This is a genomic window from Halomonas sp. BMC6, assembly GCF_964204995.1.
GTDB lineage: Bacteria > Pseudomonadota > Gammaproteobacteria > Pseudomonadales > Halomonadaceae > Vreelandella.
This window is the reverse complement of the sequence record NZ_CAXNSH010000001.1, coordinates 773877-795786: the sequence shown is the minus strand read 5'-3', so window position 1 is coordinate 795786 and position 21910 is coordinate 773877. Positions and strand designations below refer to the sequence as shown.

Annotated in this window: 18 protein-coding genes; 8 read left to right on the top strand and 10 right to left on the bottom strand. The window is 56.9% G+C overall.

All coding sequences use genetic code 11. The features are described 5' to 3' along the window. The first annotated feature begins 11 nt into the window (after positions 1-11). Positions 12-1664, top strand: coding sequence for a sulfatase-like hydrolase/transferase (locus AB6K10_RS03755; protein ID WP_339118014.1), 1653 nt, complete (start codon positions 12-14; stop codon positions 1662-1664). Here AB6K10_RS03755 and waaF read toward each other — a convergent pair. Together waaF and rfaD are read right to left on the bottom strand one after the other, a co-directional pair. Next, positions 1654-2700, bottom strand: coding sequence for a lipopolysaccharide heptosyltransferase II (waaF, locus tag AB6K10_RS03750; RefSeq protein ID WP_062361526.1), 1047 nt, complete (start codon positions 2698-2700; stop codon positions 1654-1656). The two genes, AB6K10_RS03755 and waaF, sit on opposite strands and share 11 nt — an antisense overlap. Beyond that, entirely contained in the window at positions 2693-3649 is a 957-nt protein-coding gene (rfaD, locus tag AB6K10_RS03745) for an ADP-glyceromanno-heptose 6-epimerase (protein WP_044628559.1), read from the bottom strand. Before rfaD ends, waaF begins: the two co-directional genes overlap by 8 nt. A 109-nt stretch (positions 3650-3758) precedes the next feature. Here rfaD and glyQ point away from each other — a divergent pair, with 109 nt between their 5' ends. From glyQ to gmhB, 3 genes are all read left to right on the top strand, one after another. Further along, entirely contained in the window at positions 3759-4730 is a 972-nt protein-coding gene (gene glyQ, locus AB6K10_RS03740; protein ID WP_044628560.1) for a glycine--tRNA ligase subunit alpha, read from the top strand. Further along, positions 4730-6796, top strand: a complete 2067-nt coding sequence (gene glyS, locus AB6K10_RS03735) for a glycine--tRNA ligase subunit beta (protein ID WP_339118013.1) — start codon at positions 4730-4732, stop codon at positions 6794-6796. Before glyQ ends, glyS begins: the two co-directional genes overlap by 1 nt. Positions 6797-6969: 173 nt before the next feature. After that, positions 6970-7530 (top strand): D-glycero-beta-D-manno-heptose 1,7-bisphosphate 7-phosphatase, encoded by a 561-nt coding sequence (gene gmhB, locus AB6K10_RS03730; RefSeq protein ID WP_339118012.1) that lies wholly within the window; start codon positions 6970-6972, stop codon positions 7528-7530. Between the two features lie 113 nt (positions 7531-7643). Here gmhB and gyrB read toward each other — a convergent pair whose 3' ends face one another. From gyrB to dnaA, 4 genes are all read right to left on the bottom strand, one after another. Then, entirely contained in the window at positions 7644-10064 is a 2421-nt protein-coding gene (gyrB, locus tag AB6K10_RS03725; protein ID WP_159340521.1) for a DNA topoisomerase (ATP-hydrolyzing) subunit B, read from the bottom strand. A gap of 39 nt (positions 10065-10103) precedes the next feature. Then, positions 10104-11207 (bottom strand): DNA replication/repair protein RecF, encoded by a 1104-nt coding sequence (recF, locus tag AB6K10_RS03720; RefSeq protein ID WP_339118011.1) that lies wholly within the window; start codon positions 11205-11207, stop codon positions 10104-10106. Between the two features lie 103 nt (positions 11208-11310). Then, positions 11311-12414 (bottom strand): DNA polymerase III subunit beta, encoded by a 1104-nt coding sequence (dnaN, locus tag AB6K10_RS03715; protein ID WP_253018755.1) that lies wholly within the window; start codon positions 12412-12414, stop codon positions 11311-11313. Positions 12415-12473: 59 nt separating this feature from the next. Next, positions 12474-13943 (bottom strand): chromosomal replication initiator protein DnaA, encoded by a 1470-nt coding sequence (gene dnaA, locus AB6K10_RS03710; protein ID WP_159340518.1) that lies wholly within the window; start codon positions 13941-13943, stop codon positions 12474-12476. Positions 13944-14477: 534 nt separating this feature from the next. Here dnaA and rpmH point away from each other — a divergent pair. The 4 genes from rpmH to mnmE all read left to right on the top strand — a co-directional run bounded on the left by rpmH (position 14478) and on the right by mnmE (position 18316). Further along, positions 14478-14612 carry a 50S ribosomal protein L34 gene (gene rpmH / locus AB6K10_RS03705; RefSeq protein ID WP_009723348.1) on the top strand — a complete coding sequence of 45 codons (135 nt, stop codon included), beginning with the start codon at positions 14478-14480 and terminating at the stop codon, positions 14610-14612. Between the two features lie 13 nt (positions 14613-14625). Beyond that, positions 14626-15027: a ribonuclease P protein component gene (gene rnpA / locus AB6K10_RS03700; RefSeq protein ID WP_159343663.1), complete on the top strand. Its 402-nt coding sequence runs from the start codon at positions 14626-14628 to the stop codon at positions 15025-15027. 115 nt (positions 15028-15142) lie between these two features. After that, positions 15143-16825, top strand: coding sequence for a membrane protein insertase YidC (gene yidC, locus AB6K10_RS03695; protein WP_159343662.1), 1683 nt, complete (start codon positions 15143-15145; stop codon positions 16823-16825). 120 nt (positions 16826-16945) lie between these two features. Beyond that, positions 16946-18316, top strand: a complete 1371-nt coding sequence (gene mnmE, locus AB6K10_RS03690) for a tRNA uridine-5-carboxymethylaminomethyl(34) synthesis GTPase MnmE (RefSeq protein WP_339118010.1) — start codon at positions 16946-16948, stop codon at positions 18314-18316. 19 nt (positions 18317-18335) lie between these two features. On the opposite strand, the gene AB6K10_RS03685 is transcribed toward mnmE, so the two are convergent. The 4 genes from AB6K10_RS03685 to rdgB form a co-directional block, all read right to left on the bottom strand. Continuing rightward, complete coding sequence (locus AB6K10_RS03685) at positions 18336-19181, bottom strand: 23S rRNA (adenine(2030)-N(6))-methyltransferase RlmJ (protein WP_253018753.1); 846 nt, start codon at positions 19179-19181, stop codon at positions 18336-18338. Positions 19182-19268: 87 nt separating this feature from the next. Further along, positions 19269-19940: an OmpA family protein gene (locus AB6K10_RS03680; protein WP_339118009.1), complete on the bottom strand. Its 672-nt coding sequence runs from the start codon at positions 19938-19940 to the stop codon at positions 19269-19271. Positions 19941-19987: 47 nt separating this feature from the next. After that, the gene (gene hemW, locus AB6K10_RS03675; RefSeq protein ID WP_339118008.1) at positions 19988-21157 is read right to left on the bottom strand and encodes a radical SAM family heme chaperone HemW; all 1170 of its coding nucleotides are present in this window, start codon (positions 21155-21157) and stop codon (positions 19988-19990) included. Then, positions 21150-21758, bottom strand: coding sequence for an RdgB/HAM1 family non-canonical purine NTP pyrophosphatase (gene rdgB / locus AB6K10_RS03670; protein ID WP_159343657.1), 609 nt, complete (start codon positions 21756-21758; stop codon positions 21150-21152). The genes hemW and rdgB overlap by 8 nt, the downstream gene beginning before the upstream one ends. Between the last annotated feature and the right edge of the window lie 152 nt (positions 21759-21910).

Sequence of the window (21910 nt, the reverse complement as noted above, 5' to 3'; positions counted from 1 at the left end):
CAGGGAGATACATGCCCGCCTTAAGGTCACTCAAACTTACCCCCTGGCTGCCTCTGGTTGTGATTGGCCTCAGCCTCGGCTATGCCGTTACTGTGCTAACTCGCCTGCCCTGGTGGACACTCTTTTTGACCGCAGCCGTATGGATTGGGGTCGGCCTAAAACTGCGTTGGGGTGCACCGCTCAATGCTCGCTACCGGGCTATGTGGCCGTGGTCGCTTGCGCCACTTAGCCTATTTAGCATCTATGTTTATTTGGCCGACAGCTTCGGAAACGTCGACCTCGGGGCGGTGTTTTTTCATTTACAGGCGGGCATGGCGGAGCATGGCGGGGCAGGTAAAATGCTGCTGGCACTGTCCTACACGCTCACCGTACTGGCGGTGCTGGCATCCGTAACGTGGCTGTCGCGCCACGATCAGCGCTGGCGGTTAACCGAGCGCTTCTTTGCCATCGCGCTATTGGCGGCCAACCCACTGCTCTACGGCATTGGCCAGCGCAGTGCCGCCATTGTGACTGACGACGGCGCGTGGCTCGACCGCCGCTATGTGTCACCGCCTACCGGCGACCAGCCCGATGCCCCCAACCTACTGCTGATGTATTTAGAGAGCATAGAGCGCACCTACAGCAACGAGCTGTTTGGTGATGCGTATGCGGACTTAACCGCGCTGGGCGAACGCGGGCTGGTGTTTGAGGGCATTCACCAGATGGAGAATACCGGCTGGACCATGGCCGGGATGATCGCCAGCCAGTGCGGCGTGCCGCTTATGCCTGCGGGGCTTCTACACGATAGCCAGTTTGAACCGCTTTCCAAGGTAGTACCTGGCGTTGACTGCTTGGGAGATGTGCTGGCTGAACAAGGCTATCGGCTTAGCTTTTTGGGCGGTGCCAGCACGCAGTTTGCCGGGAAGGGGCTTTTCTATCGCGGCCACCAGTTCAATACCGTGAAAGGCAAAGAGGAGCTGCTGCCTGAACTCGATGACCCAGAGTATGTGAATAGCTGGGGGCTGTATGACGATACGCTATACGACTTTACTGCTGACGAAATACGCCGCCTGAACGAAGAAGATAACGGCCCCTGGGCGGTGGTGAACTTGAGCATCGCGGGGCACGCGCCTAGTGGGTTCCCCTCACAAACCTGCCAGGACCGCCAGGGCGAATTCGATGGTCAGGATATTCTCTACTCGGTGGAGTGCTCTGCGCGCCAAGCGCGTGATTTTATCGAACAGTTAGAGCAAGAGGGGCTACTGGAGAATACGCTGGTCGTAGTGTTAAGTGATCATCTCACCATGCGCGTATCGGTATGGGATCAACTCACCGCGCTGGATCGCGACAATACGCTCATCATGCTAGGTGATGGCATTAGGCCACAGCGGGTGCGTCGAAGCGCTACCATGCTGGATGTGTTTCCCACTATTTTGGATGCCATGGGCCTGCCGCTGAACGATAACCGTGCCGGGTTAGGTGCGTCACTGCTGAGCAGTCAGCCCACGCTGGTCGAAATTCATGGGCTTGAGACGCTGAATGAGCGGCTACGGGAGGAGACAGCCCTCCAGCATCGACTCTGGGAAGGGCTCGCCCCACAGCGGCGTGAAAGCGAAGAGAGCATCGCTGAACAGGTCACAGAGACACCCGCCGATCTCGCCGACGAAGTAGAGATTATGCGCTAACGATCACCCCGTTAGCGTTCTGCCGGTCAGCACGCATGGCTTGGTAAACGCGCTCTACGTCTAGCTCATTTAAGCAGTTGGTGTGGCCCAGGGGGCAAGTTCGCTGAAAGCACGGCGAGCAGGAGAGCCCCAGGTAGTGAATTACCGCATTGTTCGTGAGCGGTGGCGTGTAGGCAGGTGAGGAGGAGCCATAAAGCGCATGGATTCTTACGCCCACGGCGGCTGCCACATGCATCAGGCCCGAATCGTTGGTCACAACCTGACGGCAGTCGGCCAGCAAATCCACCGCATCCGCTAGCTGCGTTTTTCCACATAGGTTATGCGCGTGGGGTAAGCCCTGCACAATGGCTTGCCCCGCCGCCTGATCTTTGGCCCCGCCCAGTACGCGTACCTCAAAGCCATCTTTGATTAGCCTTGCTGCCAGTTGGTGGAAGTACTCAAGCGGCCACTGTTTGGCCGGGCCATACTCTGCGCCCGGCATCATGCCTATGGCGGGGCGTGATGACAGCGCGTGGGTAAGACGCAGGTTCACCAAATTATCCCGATCAATGGTGAGCCGTGGTTTGGGGATCGCAAACTGACCGGTTTGCGCCTCCTCCAAAGGCAGCCCTAGTGACACAAAGCGTTTAACGGTTTGGTCCAGCACCTGCTTGTCTAGCTTGCGGCGCTCTTTTAACAGCCCGTAGCGGTGCTCACCTAAAAAACCCACCCGCTCGGGAATGCGCGCCATAAAGGGCACCAGCGCTGCTTTCCAGGAGCGCGGCAGCACGATGGCGCGGTCAAAGCGGCCGCGCAATCTGGCCGCCAGCTCGCGGCGGCTTGCCAGTCCAAACTCACCGTGGCCCACCGCCAATGGCAACACCTCATCTACTTCTGGCATACGCTCAAGAATCGGCTGAGACCAAGCGGGGGCGACCACCCCAAGGGTGGCACCCGGGTAGCGCGCTTTTAAGGTCATAAACAGGCTCTGTGCCATGACCATATCGCCTACCCAGGAGGGGCCTACTACCAGCAGTCGCTTGGCAGAGTTAGCCATTTAGCCACTCCAAGTACGCCTTAACGCCCTGAGCGACGGTTTTGAATTCCACGTCACAACCTGCCGCACGCAGTTGGCTAATATCGGCACGCGTGTAGCTTTGGTAGCGCCCTTTCAACTCTTGGGGGAAGGGAATGTAATCGATCTTGCCCTGGCCATAGAAGTCGATGACCGCTTCGCCAATCGCCTTGAACGGCTCCGCACGGCCAGTGCCCAGGTTGAAAATGCCCGACGCACTGGGGTTATCCAGAAACCAGAGGTTTACATCGACCACATCGCCCACGTAAACAAAATCACGGCTCTGCATGCCCGCCTCGTAGCCGCCGTAAGCACCGAACAGCTTCAGCGTTTCGCCGTTACGAATCTGCAGGTGGTTGTGGTACGCCACGCTGGCCATCTTGCCTTTATGCTGCTCTCGCGGCCCGTAAACGTTGAAGTAGCGGAAGCCCACCACCTGCGTAGTCAGCTCGTTCCAGCGCGAGCGCACGTGCTGATCAAACAGCAGCTTGGAGTAGCCGTACACGTTGAGCGGCTTTTCATACTCCGGCGCTTCCTTAAACACCTCACTGCCGCCGTAGGTCGCCGCTGACGACGCGTACAGAAAAGGAATACCCAGTTTTTCACAGTAGTTGAGCAACACTTTGGAGTACTCGAAGTTATTCTCCATCATATAGTGCCCGTCCCACTCGGTTGTATCCGAACAGGCCCCTTCATGGAAAATCGCATCGATGGTGGGCAAGTCCACCGTTTCACCACGTAGCGCGGCTTTCACGCGGGCGATGAAATCGTCTTTATCCAAGTAGTCAGCCAGCGTGCAGTCCGCCAAATTGACAAACTTAGTGCCATCACGTAGGTCGTCGACCACCATCACATCGTCACGGCCACGAGCATTTAGCGCTTTGACAATATTGGCGCCGATGAACCCGGCCCCGCCTGTTACCACGATCATCTCGTTCTCCTTACCAAAAGCGGCTCTTTGGCTAACGTGCCTATAACCCATCTGCCTGTGATTGTATACTTGACGGCTTATGAATTCATGGCCAACGGTGCTTTCCGCGATGAGTGTTTCGACAAACCAATCGACACCCGATGTGTCGACCTTTCAAGGCTTGATCCTTGCTCTGCAACAGTATTGGGCAGAACAGGGCTGCGTCATCCTTCAGCCCCTCGATATGGAAGTCGGCGCGGGCACCTTCCACCCTGCGACTTTCCTGCGGGCGATTGGCCCAGAAACTTGGAACGCTGCGTATGTGCAGCCTTCCCGCCGTCCAACCGACGGCCGCTACGGCGAAAACCCCAACCGCCTGCAGCACTACTACCAGTTTCAGGTGGTGATGAAGCCCTCCCCCAGCAACCTACAGGATCTTTACCTAGGCTCGTTGAAGCGTTTGGGGCTCGACCCGCTGATCCACGACGTGCGCTTCGTGGAAGACAACTGGGAGTCCCCCACGTTAGGTGCCTGGGGCCTTGGTTGGGAAGTATGGCTCAACGGCATGGAAGTGACTCAGTTCACCTACTTCCAGCAGGCGGGCGGCATCGAGTGCTACCCCGTCACCGGCGAGCTGACCTATGGGCTTGAGCGTATCGCCATGTACCTGCAGAACGTCGATAGCGTTTACGACCTGGTATGGGCCATCGCGCCGGACGGCAGCAAAGTGAGTTATGGCGATGTCTACCTGCAAAACGAGCGCGAGCAGTCTGCGTATAACTTTGAGCACGCAGATGTGGATCAGCTCTTCGCGGCGTTTGATCACCAGGAAAAAGAGTGCAGCAAACTCTTGGCCGCAAGCCTGCCGCTGCCCGCTTACGAGCAGGTGCTGAAAGCGTCCCATACGTTTAACCTGCTGGACGCACGCCACGCGATCTCCGTCACAGAACGCCAGCGCTTCATCCTGCGCGTACGCACCATGGCGCGTGACGTAGCCACCGCCTACTACGAGTCACGCAAAGTGGCAGGCTTCCCCATGGCCCCCGAGGCATTGCGCCGTGAACTGTTACCCGAGCTATTCGCCGATCAGGGAGACGCATAATGGCTGTTGATACGCTTTTATTAGAATTAGGCGCAGAAGAGCTCCCGCCAAAGGCGCTCGACGCGCTCTCTGATGCCTTTGCTGCAGGCATCGAGAAAGGTTTGCAAGACGCTGAAATTCCGTTCCAAACCGTGACTGCCTTTGCTACCCCACGCCGCTTAGCGGTGCAGGTGACCGGACTTGCGGACAAGCAGCCAGACCGTGAAGTGGAGCGCCGAGGCCCCGCGCTGGCCGCTGCCTTTAAAGATGGCACCCCTACCAAAGCAGCGGAAGGCTTTGCTCGCTCATGCGGCGTCAGCGTGGATGAGCTGATCCACCTGGAAACAGACAACGGCACCTGGCTTGGCTACCGCGAACAGCAGCAGGGTGACAGCGTTCAAGCGCTGCTGCCGGAGATGATTCGCAAAACGCTACAGTCGCTGCCCGTACCCAAAAACATGCGCTGGGGCGCATCACGCGCTGAGTTCTCGCGCCCGGTGCACTGGCTGGTCGCCCTGTATGGCAGCGATGTCATTGCTGCTGAAGCACTGGGTCTAGAGGCCAGCCGCACCACCTACGGCCACCGCTTCCACGCGCCGGATGCCATCCAACTCGAGCACGCCGATGACTATCTAGCGGCACTCGAGAATGCCTACGTTCTGGCCGACCGCCAGCAGCGCCGCGAGCGTATTCGTGTGCAGGTGCTCGCCGAGGCCGAGGTTCAGGAAGCCAACGCCGTCATCGATGAAGACCTGCTGGTCGAGGTGAGCGGTTTGGTGGAGTGGCCCGTGGCGCTCACCGGCAGCTTCGACGAGCGCTTCCTGGAAGTACCTGCCGAGTGTCTGATCTCCTCCATGAAGGCCAATCAGAAGTACTTCCACCTGCTGGATGATCAGGGCAAGTTGAAGCCGTTGTTCATCACTATCTCGAACATCGAGAGCCAAGACCCTGATCAGGTGATCTCCGGCAATGAAAAGGTCATTCGCCCACGCTTGGCGGATGCGGCCTTCTTCTACGATACCGACCGCAAGCACACGCTGGCCTCGCGCATTCCGCAATTAGAAAGCGTGGTCTTCCAGCAGCAGCTGGGCACGCTGGCGGATAAAGCCCGCCGCAGCACGGCCATCGCCACCTTTATCGCCGAGCGTATTCATGGCGATGTGGCCCACGCCCAGCGTGCCGTGGCATTAGCCAAGTGTGATCTTGTCACTGAGATGGTACTCGAATTCCCCGAGCTGCAGGGCATTATGGGCCGCTACTACGCCGAGCAGGATGGCGAACCGGCGGAGGTTGCCCAGGCGCTGGAGGAGCAGTATCTACCCCGCTTTGCCAGCGACGCGATTCCGCAAAGTTTGACCGGCCAAGCGCTGGCTCTGGCCGACCGCCTGGATACGCTGGTAGGCATTTTCGGTATAGGCCAACGCCCCACCGGCGCGAAAGACCCCTTCGCCCTGCGCCGCGCCTCCATTGGCGTGCTGAACATTCTGGTGAAAGGCGAGTTGAACCTCGACCTGCGCGAGCTGCTGCAAGTGGCGGCTGACCAACACCAGAGCCTACCGAAAGCCGAGGGCCTCGTAGAAGACGTGTTGACCTACATACTCGACCGCTTCCGCGCCTGGGGCCAGGAGGAGGGTATCTCTGCTGAGATGTACCTCGCCGTTCGTGCTCGCCCGGTGACCAAACCGCTGGATTTTGCGCGTCGCTTACGTGCCGTCAAAGCCTTTGCTCAACGTGAAGAAGCCGCAGCCCTGGCCGCTGCCAACAAGCGTGTCTCCAACATTCTGAGCAAGCAGGAGCATGATGGCAGCACTCAGGTAGAAGCTTCGCTTCTTCAAGAAGCGGCGGAAAAAGCGCTGTTTGAAGCGGTCACGGCTAGCCAGCAGCAGGTAGCCCCGTTGTTTGCCAAAGGAGATTACCAGCAGGCATTAGACGCACTGGCCACGCTGCGCGAGCCAGTCGATGCCTTCTTTGATCAGGTGATGGTCATGGCAGATGACGATGCTATTCGTCGTAACCGCCTTGCCCTGCTTGCCAGCCTGCAGGCGCTGTTCCTGGAAGTGGCCGATATCTCTCAGCTACCCCAGTGACACGATGAGTATTTAGAGCGTCGACTGCTCTGAAGGCGTAACCGATAGCCCGGCTTTTGATAAGTCGGGCTTTTTATTAACACATGAATGTTTCACGTGAAACACTCGCTCATTCGCGCTTCAGGGCTTACGCTAATGTTGACGTTTTTGCCCACCGCAATAAGAGGAGCCCCATGATTACCGCTCAGCAGCTTGTGATACTGGATCGCGATGGCGTGATTAATCACGACTCGGATGCCTATATCAAATCCTTGGACGAGTGGATCCCCTATCCATCTGCCATTCGCGCGATTGCGCGGTTAACCCAGGCAGGCTTTACCGTGGCGGTGGCTACTAATCAATCCGGCATCGCCCGTGGCTTCTACGATGAAGCTACGCTGAACACTATGAATGAGCGCTTACATGGGCTGGTGGAAGCGGAAGGCGGCCAAATTGCCCATATCGCTTACTGCCCTCATGGCCCCGATGATCAGTGCGGCTGCCGTAAACCGCTTCCTGGGTTATTTACCGAGATACAGGACAAACTAACGCTTTCCAGTCTGAAAGGCAGTTGGATGGTGGGCGACAGCTTACGCGACCTGCAAGCGGGTGAATCGGTGGGATGCCGTAGCGTTCTCGTGAAAACGGGTAAAGGGGAAAAGACACTCGCCAAAGGGGACGGACTGGAGCACGCACTGGTCTACGCAGACCTGGCTGCCTTTGTAGACGACCTATTATCAGAGGCCTTGGACTAACCTTTTGATGCGATTTTCACGCTGGTCTTAACTACATATAAAAAACCGCAGGCGCGCTTCGCCTGCGGTTTTTACTTTTCAATGTTTCACGTGAAACACATTGAAGAGACTTTTTAGATATCGAGGTTAGCGACGAGCGCGTTGGTTTCGATAAAGTCGCGACGCGGCTCCACTTCGTCACCCATCAGGGTGTTGAACATCATATCTGCCGCTACCGCATCTTCGATGGTAACCCGCAGCATACGACGGCTATCCGGATCCATGGTGGTTTCCCACAGCTGATCCGGGTTCATCTCACCTAGCCCTTTATAGCGCTGCACAGAGAGGCCACGCTGGCCTTCCTGCATCAGCCACGTCAGCACTTCAGAGAAGTGTGCAACGGGCTTCTGGCGCTCACCACGGGCGATATAGGCACCCTCATCCAGCAAGCCGTTGAGGGTTTCCCCTAAGCCTGCCATGGCGCGGTAATCGGCGCTTTCGAAGAAGTCCAGGCCCCACACATATTCCGTGGTGACGCCGTGGGCAATCAGCGATACCGCCGGTAGATGCAGGCCACGCTCGGTGTCTTCTTGCAGGTAGAACTGATAGCGCGGGCCGCCTTCATAGGCCACCATGTCGTCCATGGCTTTTTGCAGCTCGGCAATCCAGTTTTCCATGGTGACGCGATCTTTCAAGCTGCCCTCACCCTGCAACGCTGTCGCATTGACGGCTTGCTTGAGCACTTCGATGGGGTAGACCCGTGCCAAGCGATCGATACGCTTCATCACGTTACGGTACTGATTGACCAGTGCTTCTAACTGCGACCCGGTAATGCCAGGCGCGTCTGCATTGACGTGCAGCCCTGCCCCATCCAGTGCGGTGGTGGTCAGGTAATCGATCATCGCCTGCTCATCTTTCAGATAGAGCTCTTGCTTACCGCGCTTGATTTTATAAAGCGGCGGCTGCGCGATGAAAATGTGGCCACGCTCGATGAGCTCCGGCATTTGACGGAAGAAAAACGTCAGCAGCAGCGTTCTGATGTGCGAGCCGTCAACGTCGGCGTCGGTCATGATGATGACCGAGTGATAGCGCAGCTTATCGGGATTGAATTCTTCCCGACCAATGCCGCACCCCAGCGCCGTAATCAGCGTCCCCACTTCGGCGGAGGAGAGCATCTTGTCGAAGCGCGCTTTTTCGACGTTCAGGATTTTACCTTTTAGCGGCAAAATGGCCTGGGTACGACGGTCACGTCCCTGCTTGGCACTTCCCCCCGCCGAATCACCCTCCACCAAGTAAAGCTCTGATTGGCTGGGATCTTTCTCTTGGCAGTCGGCCAGTTTGCCCGGCAAGCCCGCGATATCTAGCGCGCCTTTGCGACGCGTCATGTCTCTGGCTTTCCGCGCTGCCTCACGAGCACGTGCGGCGTCCAGCATCTTGTTGACGATGGCTTTGGCTTCGTTGGGTTTTTCGATCAGGTAGTCGGCGAACAAGCGCCCCATCTCCTGCTCCACCGCTGTCTTCACCTCGGACGAGACGAGCTTGTCCTTGGTTTGCGATGAGAACTTCGGATCCGGCACTTTGACGGATATGATGGCCGTCAAGCCTTCGCGCGCATCGTCACCTGACGTGTTCACTTTGGCTTTTTTCAGCAGGCCTTCCGCTTCGATATAGTGGTTGAGCGTCCGCGTTAGCGCAGCACGGAACCCTGCCAAGTGGGTACCGCCATCCCGCTGAGGAATGTTGTTGGTGTAGCAGAAGATGTTTTCTGTAAAGGCATCGCTCCACTGCATCGCCACTTCTACTTCGACACCATCCTCGCGCACGGCATTAAAGTGGAAGACCGGGTTGAGGACAGTCTTGTTCTTATTCAGGTGGTCGACGAATGCCTTCAAGCCACCCTCATAGTGGAACAGCTCCTCTTTGCCGCTACGCTCATCCATCAGGCGAATGGCCACACCCGAGTTGAGGAAGGAGAGCTCGCGCAGGCGTTTCGCCAGAATATCGTAGTGGAATTCGATATTGGCAAACGTCGCCGGTGACGGACGAAAATGCACGCGGGTACCGCTTTTTTCCGTTTTGCCTACGACGCCTAGCGGCGCTTGCGGCACGCCGTGGTGGTAAATTTGCTCGAACACTTCCCCTTGGCGCCAAATCGTCAGGCGCAGCTCTTCAGAGAGAGCGTTCACCACCGATACACCCACACCGTGCAAGCCGCCCGATACTTTATAAGAGTTATCGTCGAACTTACCGCCCGCGTGGAGCACCGTCATAATGACTTCAGCCGCAGAGACACCCTCGCCTTCGTGCAGCTCGGTTGGAATCCCCCGACCATTATCGCTCACGGTTACCGATTCATCCGGGTGGATCACCACGCGAATTTCGCTACAGTGACCGGCCAAAGCTTCATCGATGGAGTTATCCACCAGCTCGAAAACCATGTGGTGCAGCCCGGTGCCGTCGTCGGTGTCACCGATGTACATGCCTGGACGCTTACGTACTGCGTCTAGCCCTTTGAGCACCTTGATGCTTGATGAATCGTAAGCCTGCTCGCTCATTGACCACTCCGTCGTGAAGTCTGTCTCGTTCCGTGTCGTCTACCCATCTGGCTGGCACTGGCTGAGCCCTTGCGCGGAGTGTTTCACGTGAAACATCTCGACGGCTGTAGAAGGCTGCCAAACGTCGCTTAGCGCGGTGGGTTCGACGCTGGTAATAAATGCTTGGCACTGCATCTCTTCGAGTAACGTACAGAACTGGCGGCGGTGATGCTCATCCAGCTCTGCCGGTAAGTCGTCGATCAAATAGATACAGTGCCGCTGTGCGGTACTTTCCAGAAGCCTACCCTGAGCAAGTTTCAATGCACTCACCACGAGCTTCTGCTGGCCTCTGGAAAGCACCTCAATGGCAGGCTGTTTATTCAGCCGGATGCGCAAATCCGCACGCTGAGGGCCTTGCTGGGTAAACCCCATCTGCTGGTCCGTATCACGGCTATCGTGCAGCACTTCTGCCAACGAGCGCTGCTTGTCCCAGCCGCGGGCATAGCGCAACGTTAATCCCGGTAGCGGCAATAGCGTCTTCAGAGTTTTATCGAACATGGGGAGAAATTCGCTGAACCATGCTTGGCGAAGCGCATCCATTTGTTCGCCCCAGAGTGCTAACTCTTGCTCCCAAACCGCTATTTCATTGGGCACTATTCTACCACGCCTGAGAAGCGCATTCCGATGTTTCACCGCACGCCGGGTCCGACGCCAAGCATCCAGAAAGTGGTGTTTCACGTGAAACACGCCCCAATCCAAAAACTCACGACGCCCTGCTGGCGACCCCTCCAGCAAACGAAATGCATCTGGATTGATGAGCTGCAGCGGCATGGCCTCGACGAGTTCGGCTAACCTCACGCCCTTCTCTCCCCTCAGGCGTAGCTCCAACTCACGCTGAGCGCGCATACGCCTCACGCCAAGGGTCACCTCAGGATCCCCTGCCAAGCGGCCGTGCAGCGTCATATAGGGGGCGTCCGATTGGATGACGTTTTTGAGCTGGCGAGTGCGAAAGGAACGCCCCATGCCGAGGATATGAATGCCCTCTAGCAGACTGGTCTTTCCGCTGCCGTTGACGCCATGGATCACGTTAATACGCGATGAGGGATGAAGCGTGACCGGCGCTAAATTACGCAGCCCCTGAAAAGTGAGTTGTGTCACGCTCATCCGTCAATGCACCTTGTAAGACCGTTCAAATCGGCAGACGTGCCCTATGCGAAAACGGCGCTTCTGCAACCAGAAGCGCCGTTCTTCAACTCCCTTCCGTGCGTTACAGGCGCATCGGCATCACGACATAGAGCGCATCGCCACCGCCTGGCTCTTCCAGCAGCGCACTGCTGTTGGGGTCGGCTAGGGTCATCTGTACCCGCTCTTCGTCCAGCACGGAGAGCACATCGACCAGATAGCCCACGTTGAACCCCACTTCCATGGCGCTACCGTTGTACTCCACGGCGACGTTCTCTTCGGCCTCTTCCTGCTCAGGGTTATTGGCCATGACCTTGAGGTTGCCTTCTTCCAAGTAGAGGCGCACCCCGCGGTACTTTTCGTTGGAGAGAATAGCAGTACGCGACAGCACTTGACGAAGCTCGGCACGCTCGGCGATGAGTACTTTGTCGCCATTACGCGGCACCACGCGCTCGTAGTCCGGAAACTTGCCGTCGATCAGCTTCGACGTGAACGTGAAGTCTCCCGTATGGGCGCGTACATGGGTAGCGCCAAGCGTCAGACTAACCGGCTCGTCACTGTCATCCAAAAGACGGGACAGCTCCAAAATACCTTTACGAGGCACGATCAGCTTTTGGGATTGGCTGACCGCGACCTCGATAGGACGCGAGCACATCGCCAACCGGTGCCCGTCGGTGGCGACCGTGCGCAGCAGGTTGCTCTGAATCTCTAGCAGCATGCCGTTGAGGTAATAACGTACGTCCTGCTGAGCCATGGCAAAGGAGGTGGACTCAATCAAATGCTTTAACGTGCCACGGGGAACGCTAAGCTCCTGACTTCCGTCGGCATCTTCGATATTGGGAAACTCTGCCACAGGAAGTGTAGAAAGTGTAAAGCGCGAACGACCGCTACGTAAAACCGCACGCCCTTCTTCGACCGCCAGTTGAATGTCGGACTGATCGGGCAGCGACTTACAGATATCCATCAGCTTTCTAGCCGGCACCGTAGCAGCGCCCGCTTGGTCAACTTGGCTGGCGACCGTGCGGCCTACTAGTTCAACTTCTAGGTCCGTACCGGTCAGGGCGACCTGGTCGCCTTCTACTTGAATCAGTACGTTAGAGAGCACAGGCAGCGTTTGGCGCCGTTCTACTACGCCCGCCACCAGAGTCAGCGGGCGAAGCAGCGCCTCTCGGGAAATGGTAAATTTCATCGAAACTCCGGTTTTCTATCCTGAAAGGCCTGCCGCTTGGCAGGCGTAAACGAAAAAGGTTAACTGGTTAGCAGACGAAGAAGGTTTTTGTAATCCTCGCGAATATCCGCATTCTCTTCTTGCAACGCTTTTACTTTGCGGCAGGCATGCAGCACGGTGGTGTGATCACGGCCACCAAACGCATCGCCAATTTCTGGCAAGCTATGATTGGTGAGCTCTTTCGCCAGCGCCATCGCGACTTGTCGGGGGCGCGCTACCGAGCGTGAACGCCGCTTGGAAAGCAGATCCGCCACTTTGATTTTGTAATATTCAGCCACCGTGCGCTGAATATTATCCACCCCCACCTGCTTATCCTGCAGCGCTAAAAGATCTTTTAACGACTCACGGATAAAATCTTGGGTGATGGTCTTACCCATAAAGTGTGAGTCAGCAATGACTTTCTTCAACGCGCCTTCCAATTCACGCACGTTAGACCGAATCTTCTGGGCAATGAAGAAGGCAGCATCGTGAGGCAGGTCCACTTTGGCCTGATCGGCCTTCTTCATCAAAATCGCTACCCGGGTCTCGAGCTCCGGCGGCTCGATGGCGACGGTGAGCCCCCAGCCAAAGCGCGACTTCAGACGCTCTTCGACGCCGCTGATCTCTTTTGGGTAGCGGTCAGAGGTCAGGATCATCTGCTGACCGCCCTCTAACAGCGCATTGAACGTATGAAAGAACTCTTCCTGGGAGCGCTCTTTACCGGCAAAAAACTGAATGTCATCGATCAGGAGGGCATCGACGCTGCGGTAGAAACGCTTGAAATCGTTGATCGCATTGAGCTGTAGCGCCTTCACCATGTCGGCCACGAAGCGCTCAGAGTGGAGATAAACCACGCGAGCATTCTCCCGGCGACCTGCCAGCGCATTGCCCACAGCGTGCATCAAGTGCGTTTTACCCAAGCCGACGCCACCGTATAAAAACAGCGGGTTATAGGCACCGCCAGGATTTTCCGACACCTGGCGGGACGCCGCACGGGCCAGCTGGTTAGATTTACCTTCCACGAAAGTATCAAACGTGAAATTGGGATTCAGGCCGCTATTGTGCTTCAAGCTGCCTTCGACTTGAACCTGACGCTCATTACCGCGTCGATTGGCGGCGCTCTCTTCACGCAGTTGATCGATTTCACGCTCGTCGGCGATGTCTCCCCGGGGCGGCGTATGCACTGCAGGCGACGCTGGCTGCGCCGGTGCAGCTGACACCGGATGGCCTAGATCGCGAGGCTGAGGGGCGGGGGCTGCGGCCCGGCGGCTACCCACCGTCAAGCTGACTTTGGGAGGCTTGGAGGGCGCCAGCTCGCGCATCAGTTCACTAATACGCTTGGCGTACTTATCACTCACCCAGTCGCGCACAAAACGATTCGGCGCCAACAAGCGCAGCTCATTGGTCTCTCCTTCTTCTGCCTGCAGCGGACGTATCCAGGTATTGAACTGCTGTGAATTCAGTTCGTCCTGCAGGTAGTCCAGGCACTGTTGCCAAAGCGCGAGTGACACTCATCTCACCATCGGTTGAAAACGGCCGACCATTGTAGCGCCCAACGAGACGGTTATCCACACGGGCTAGCGGCTCTTTTTCGCCTGTGGACAACTTACCATAAGCTCTTAGGAAAACCCGGTGACGTCATGGGTACAAGCCTCTTTTTGGGCAAGATGTCTCTGCTTGGCCACACCAAATTCACAGTTTATTCGCGCGTTATTCGATGCTTATACACAGATTTTTTATCCCTTCAAACTGTTGATAAAAATATATTAAAATGACTTATCCACAAATAGTATCCCCACTATTAATAACAGTAGGTTTTAAATAACTTCGTTAGTAATAGTAGTGTGATGCATGAAAACGAGTGGTGGGCGTCAAGCCGCGCCGCTATTGCCTTTTTCACGCTTTTTATGCAAGGAAAAATTGCACCCGGCGCGGGAAGTCTCTACAATTTCCGGTCTTGAATTGAAACTCCCCGGCTAGTTCCTCACTGGACCGGGTCTTTTGGAATTCACTTTCCGTCCTAAACCACGTGGGAATAACGAGTTATGAAACGCACTTTTCAACCCAGCGTTCTCAAGCGCAAGCGCGCGCATGGCTTCCGTGCTCGTATGGCAACAAAAAACGGTCGCGCCGTGATCGCACGCCGCCGTGCCAAAGGCCGCAAGCGTCTGAGCGCCTGATCTCGGATTGCGTGTGTCGCCTCAAGGCTTTCCCCGGTGCTTACGTTTGCTAACTGCCGGGGACTTTAGTCACGTGTTTGAACAAGCCGACCTCAAAGTTCATGGCAAAGGTATGATGGCGCTAGCGCGCATGAGTACTCGGGGATACCCCCGCGTTGGACTGGTGGTCAGCAAGAAAAATGTGAAGCTCGCTGTGGATCGTAACCGCTTCAAGCGACTCGTTCGGGAATCCGTTCGCCTACGTCAGGATCACCTACCCTCTGTGGATATCGTGATATTGGCAAAACGAGGCGTACAGGATGTCGATAACGAAACGCTCACCCGCCAGCTACACGGCATGTGGAAACGGCTTCAGCGCGACGCACAGGCGGTGTCTGCACCTCCCCCGCCTCATGGCGTAACACGTGACGCTTGACGACACACCTCGCCGCTCGACCTCGGCCTGCCGCTTGGCAGGCTTTCGTGTGTCATGGGTCGAGTAAATGACACTGCGCCATTAGCATGTTCACCACCCATCGGGCAGAACCCTCATGGACGTAAAACGACTTTTATTACTGATTCCACTGGCAGTGCTTGCCTACCTTTTGGTTGTACAGTGGAATCAGGATTACGGGCAGACCACCTACGACTCGACGCCAGAGATCACCCAAAGCAGCAATGGGACTCCTGCGAGCGAGAACGCTAGTAACGATCTTTCCGTCCCCAGTACCTCCGCACCGGATAACGCCATCAGTGAAGGCGTTGGCGACGAGCAGAGCGACACCGCTAGCCGTGACTTCATTGCGGTCACCACGGATGTCCTGGATGTCCGTATTGACCCCTTCGGTGGCGATATCGTCTACGCGGCCTTACCGCAGCATAAGCTGACGCTGGATTCCGACCGCAACTACGTGCTGCTGTCGGACAACGCCACGCGCAGCTACGTCGCCCGCTCTGGCCTGCAGCTGGATGGCCAAGCAAGCCGCATCGCTTTCACGCCCGAGCGTAACGAATATCGCCTCGGCGATGACGAAGAGCAGCTCAGCGTTGACTTGACGGCCGACGTGAATGGCGTCGATGTCATCAAGCGCCTCACGTTTGATCGTGGCAGCTATGCCGTGAACGTGAGCTACTACCTGGCCAACAACACCGAAGCCCCGGTTACCGCTCGCTTCATTGGCCAATTGGCTCGCGATAACAGCCCGGATCCGTCCAGCGGTGTGGCCATGGGCATGAACTCCTATCTAGGGGCGGCCTACTCTACGCCGGAAGCACGCTACGAAAAGATCGACTTCGATACCATTCAAAGCCGTAACTTCGACAATCGCGAGGCCCAAGGGGGCTGGATCGCGATGATCCAGCACTACTTCGTATCGGCTTGGGCACCTGCTCAAAACCAGCAGAACCTCTACTACGTGACGACCGATTCTCGTGATCGTAACGTAGTGGCCTTTGCTGGCCCTACCAGCAGCGTGGCCGCCGAGGGTGAAGCTACGCTGAGCGCTACGCTCTACATGGGTCCGAAGGTTCAAGACTACCTTGAGCAAGTCGCACCGAACCTTAAGCTCACCGTGGATTACGGCTGGCTGTGGTTCATTGCCAACCCGCTGTTCTGGCTGCTAGATAAGATCCACGACATCGTCGGTAACTGGGGCTGGTCGATCGTTCTGCTGACCGTGCTGGTAAAACTGGTGCTCTTCCCGCTGTCTGCCAAGGCCTACAAGTCCATGGCGCGTATGCGCAAACTGGGCCCAGAGATGCAGCGTCTCAAAGAGATGTATGGCGACGACCGCCAGAAAATGTCTCAAGAGATGATGAAGTTCTACCAGAAAGAGAAGATCAATCCGCTGGGTGGCTGTTTGCCGATTCTGGTACAGATGCCGGTATTTATCGCCCTGTACTGGATGTTGCTGGAATCTGTCGAGCTGCGCCACGCGCCGTTCATGTTCTGGATCCAGGATCTCTCGGTGAAAGACCCCTACTTCATCCTGCCGATTCTGATGGGTATTTCGATGTTCGTTCAGCAGATGCTGAACCCGACACCGCCAGACCCCATGCAGGCAAAGATCATGAAGATGCTGCCGATCATCTTCACCTTCTTCTTCCTGTGGTTCCCGGCAGGTCTGGTCATCTACTGGGTGGTCAACAACATCATCTCGGTGGCGCAGCAGTACTTCATTACGCGCAGCATCGAGAATGACCCAAGCGTCGGCAAAGGGATGCGAACCAAGTAATCGCTCTCCTCTGCTACTCCCAGACCCCCGCCTTTGCGGGGGTCTGGCGTTTTAGGCCTAACCTGCTCATCATGAGCGCCATCGCGATACACTCTCCCTTTTTCGTCTTTAGGAAGCGTCATGGCCGACCGACTCTATACCCAAGACACCATTACCGCCTTGGCAACCCCACCTGGCCGTGGCGGTGTGGGCATCATTCGCGTATCAGGCCCCGCCTGCCGCTCGATAGCCGCTGAGATACTGGGTGATTGCCCTGCTCCCCGTTACGCCCACTACGGTCCGTTTCACGGCGCTGAGGGCATTATTGACGAGGGCATCGCGCTCCTGTTTAACGGCCCCCACTCCTTCACCGGTGAAGACGTGTTGGAGCTTCAAGGCCACGGCGGCCCCATCATTATGGATATGCTGCTTGAGCGCTGCCTGCAGCTAGGTGCTCGCCTGGCCCGGCCTGGGGAGTTCTCTGAACGGGCTTTTCTTAACGACAAGCTGGATCTGGCACAGGCGGAAGCGATTGCCGACCTAATTGATGCCACCTCCCGCTCCGCCGCTGAGAACGCCGTGCGCTCGCTTCAGGGCGAGTTCTCACAGCGGGTTGCTGCACTGGTCGAACGGCTGATTGAGCTGCGCGTTTACGTTGAAGCTGCCATTGATTTTCCGGAGGAGGAGATCGACTTTCTCGCCGATGGCCATGTCGCCACGCACTTAGAGAGTGTTCAGCAGGCGCTGGCTGCTGTTCGTAAGGCCGCTGGGCAAGGCGCTCTGCTACGCGAGGGCATGAGCGTGGTGATTGCAGGACGCCCCAATGCGGGCAAATCGAGCCTGTTGAACGCGCTGACCGAGCAGGATACGGCTATTGTGACAGACATCGCGGGCACCACTCGGGACGTACTGAGGGAGTACATTCACCTAGACGGCATGCCGCTGCATATTATCGATACTGCCGGGCTGCGTGATACGCCCGATGCGGTAGAGAAAATCGGTGTTGCCCGGGCATGGGAAGAGATCGAAAAGGCCGACCGAGTACTGCTCATGGTGGATGCATCCACCACAGCGGCTACCGACCCAATGAGCATCTGGCCTGAGTTCGTGGAGCGCCTCCCCGATCAAAGCAGGCTTACCCTGGTGCGTAATAAAATTGATGCCAGTGCCGAAACGCCGGGCATTGACTTATCCACAGCCACTCCCATTGTTCGGCTGTCTGCAAAAACCGGAGAGGGTGTGGACAGTTTGAAAACGCATTTAAAAGACGTCATGGGGTTCTCTGCAACGACGGAGGGCCGCTTCTCCGCCCGCCGCCGCCACCTGGATGCCCTTGACCGCGCCATGGCTGCCCTTGATACCGGCCGCGCCCAGTTGGATGGCTACGGCGCTGGCGAGCTTCTCGCCGAAGACCTGCGAGACGCACAGCAAGCGCTGGGAGAGATCACCGGTGAATTTAGCGCCGATGATCTGCTTGGCGAAATTTTTGGCAGCTTCTGCATCGGCAAATAGCCGCTGCCACTCACTACCACTACTCGCCCACTCGCCATTTGGCGCGGTAGCGGCTGTCGCTCCCCAGCAGCGGTGTCACCTGGGACATCGCTGCAGCTAGCTGCTCATCCAGCCCCCAGGGCGGATTGATGACCACCATGCCGCTTCCATACATGCCGTGCGTGCTCTCCGCCGCGGCCCGTAACAGCAGCTCGCTGTGCCAAATCTTGCGAATGCCGCTCGCTTCAAGGCCGCTGAGCAACGTGTCATGATGCCCAGCGGGCAGCAGCGGGTACCAAATCATCACCACGGCGTGGCGCGCTTTTTCGAGGCTGTAGGCCACCGCATCGACGACCTCTTGATACTCCACTTTGCGCTCGTAACTCGGATCTATCAACACGCACAGCCGTGGCGTCGCCACCGGTAACAGCTGCTTCAAGCCAAGCAACCCATCGCCATAAATACGTCGGGCCTGTTTGGGCAGCGCTTGCCCGCTCAAATGTTCGTGCTCACCAGGGTGCAGCTCAAATAGGCGCAGTGAGTCCTGCTCACGCAGCCCCTGAGCCAGCCACCAGGGTGAACCAGGGTAGTGCGAAAGCTCTGTGGACTGTGGCTGTACGCTTTCCAGCGACGCCACCCATTTTTCAAGTAAGGGATCGCTCAACTGCTGCCGAGCCTGCCAGAGCGGTGCGACGCCTTCTCGATACTCCTTAAGCCGCTGGGTCTCTTTCGTGACCAGCGGATAGAGCCCTCTACCTGCATGGGTATCAATATATGTAATCGCTGATTTTTTACGTAATAAATAATCCCTCACTGCGTAAAGCGTTAAATGCTTATGAACATCGGCAAAGTTACCGGCGTGGTAGGCGTGTTGATACGACAGCATGGCAGCTCGCTAGCAGTTGAACGAAAAAAAGCCCGCTATGTGAGCATAGCGGGCGTTGGACGGCAATGCCGAGATTAACGCATGAGGTTACTGGCCGTTGCTGGTAGGCGTCAGGGTGATTTCGACGCGACGGTTTTGCGCACGCCCCTGCTCGGTATCGTTGCTTGCCACCGGCTGGTTAGCACCATAGCCCATGGTGTTCAACCGCATGGAGGACACGCCGTTCTGACTCAGGTAGCTACCAACCGACTGGGCACGGCGCTCTGAAAGGCGCTGGTTGTAGCTGGGATCACCGGTACTGTCCGTGTGGCCGGCAATGTTTACACGGGTATCGGTGTACTGAGTGAGGACATTCGCCACTTCGTTCAGGGCGCTGCGCGCATCCGAGGTGAGTTCGGCGGAATCGAAGCCAAACGTGACGCTGCTAGGCATGTTGAGCACGATATCGTCGCCACGGCGGTCAATCTCGATACGCGATCCTTGCAGGTTATCGCGAAGCTGCTGCTCTTGACGGTCCATGTAGGCACCCACACCCGCACCGGCGGCCGCGCCAACAGCGGCACCGATCAGCGCGCGGTCGCGACGACTCGTGCTGCCGTCACCGGATAAAGCGCCCGCCGCCGCGCCAATCGCCGCACCAATACCGGTGCCCATGGCAGTGCTAGAGCGCTGCGTTTGACCGCCGTAAGGATCGGGCGTCGCGCAGCCAGCCAGTAACATCGCCGCTGCCAGTGGGGTCAGTAGTCGAGAAATACGCATCACTCACTCCTTGTTTATGATTGAGATAGTACCGAATCCATCGCTGGTCACTCTTCGCTCATCAAGGCCAGCAACTCGTTCAAGAATAATAGACCTTGGGGCGATGCACGCAGCTTTTCAGGCATTTCCATTAAAAGTCCTTTTTCTTGAGCACTTTGTAAACGCGCAAGTAACCGTGCCTGTGGCTGGCCAGTGTGGGCCGTCCAATCCGCTAGGGGGACGCCCTCGGTCAGGCGCAGCGCGTTCATGGCAAACTCCAGCGGTAACTCGTTTGGCTCAATGAGCTGCTGGCCTGCTACGAAGCCACGCGGATCATTGGCACGGCGCAAGTACGCATCGGGCTGACGCGTTTTCCAACGCCGTTCGATCTGCCATTTCCCTTGGGAGTCTATGTAGGAGAGCTTTCCATGAGCACCTGCACCGATTCCCAGGTAGTCGCCAAATCGCCAGTAGTTCAGGTTATGGCGGCTCTGACATCTTGGGCGGGCATAAGCCGATATCTCGTATCGACTTAGCCCGGCTTGCTCCAGTCGCTGATGCCCTGCCTCCTGAATGTCCCATAGCGCCTCCTCCTCTGGCAGGGGGGGCGGATGCGAGAAAAACGCCGTATTGGGCTCCAGGGTTAACTGATACCAGGAAAGATGTTCTGGATTGAGGGCAAGCGCCTGGTCAATATCTTCCATGGCTTGCTCGGGCGTTTGCTGAGGAAGCCCGTGCATGAGATCGATATTGAGGTTATCGAATCCCGCCGCTCTGGCTTCAGCGATGGCGGTCACCGCTTCGTTGCCGGTATGAATTCGCCCCAGTGCACTCAGTTGAGTGGGCCGGAAACTCTGTACGCCCAGCGACAAGCGATTGATACCAGCGTCCCGATAGCCGATGAACCGCTGCTGCTCGGTCGTGCCTGGATTGGCTTCCAGGGTGATTTCAATCGTAGGCGAAAAGGAGAGGCGCTCACGAATGCCATCGAATAACTGTCGATAAAACGTTGGCGATAGCAAGCTAGGCGTACCGCCCCCAATAAAAATGGTTTGAAGAGGGCGGCCAGACGCCAACGCCAAATCGCCGTCCAAATCACTCAGCAACGCGGCCAAGTAGGCCGCTTCGGGTAGTGCGTTGGTGCCAGGTTCGTGAGAATTGAAGTCGCAATAGGGGCACTTGCGCACACACCAAGGCGTATGAATGTAAAGCGATAGTGGCGGCAACTGTTCAGCCATGCGCCACCTTCAAAATGTCGACCAAGGCATGCAGTGCACGCCCCCGATGACTCAAGCGATTCTTCGTTTCGCTGGGGAGCTCTGCCGCGCTCATGCCCTGGTCAGGTAGCCAAAAGAGAGGATCGTAGCCAAAGCCCCCCTCACCCCGCGGATGGGCCAGCACCTCACCTTCCCAGCTACGCTGAACGATGACCGGTACCGGGTCTTCTGCATGGCGTAAATAAACCAAGACACACCAATAGCGGCCCGTACGCTGGCCTTCCGCGCACTCACTGAGTGCTGCCAGCAGTTTCTCATTGTTACGCTCGTCGCTTTTCGGCTCACCGGCATAGCGGGCGGAGTAAATGCCAGGTGCCCCATGCAACGCATCGACCTCCAGACCTGAGTCGTCGGCGAGCGCCGGTAACCCGCTTACACGACTCGCTTCACGGGCTTTTAACAGCGCATTTTCAACGAACGTTAGTCCTGTCTCTTCGACATCGTGCACACCAAACTCCGCCTGGGGGCGTACATCCAGCCCAAGGGGCGATAGCAACTGATTGAATTCTTTTAATTTTCCAGAATTTCCACTGGCTAAAACGAGCGTTTTGGCTGCATTCATAGGGGCGACCTCCTCACATGAGGCGATCAGTTTACGCCTACCGAGAGCGCAGCTAAAGGCGACAAAATGTAACTAAAGGTATATTAGAAAAATGAGTAAATAATTTTTATATTGAAATAATTTATTTAAAATCAATAGCTTATTTAAATTAA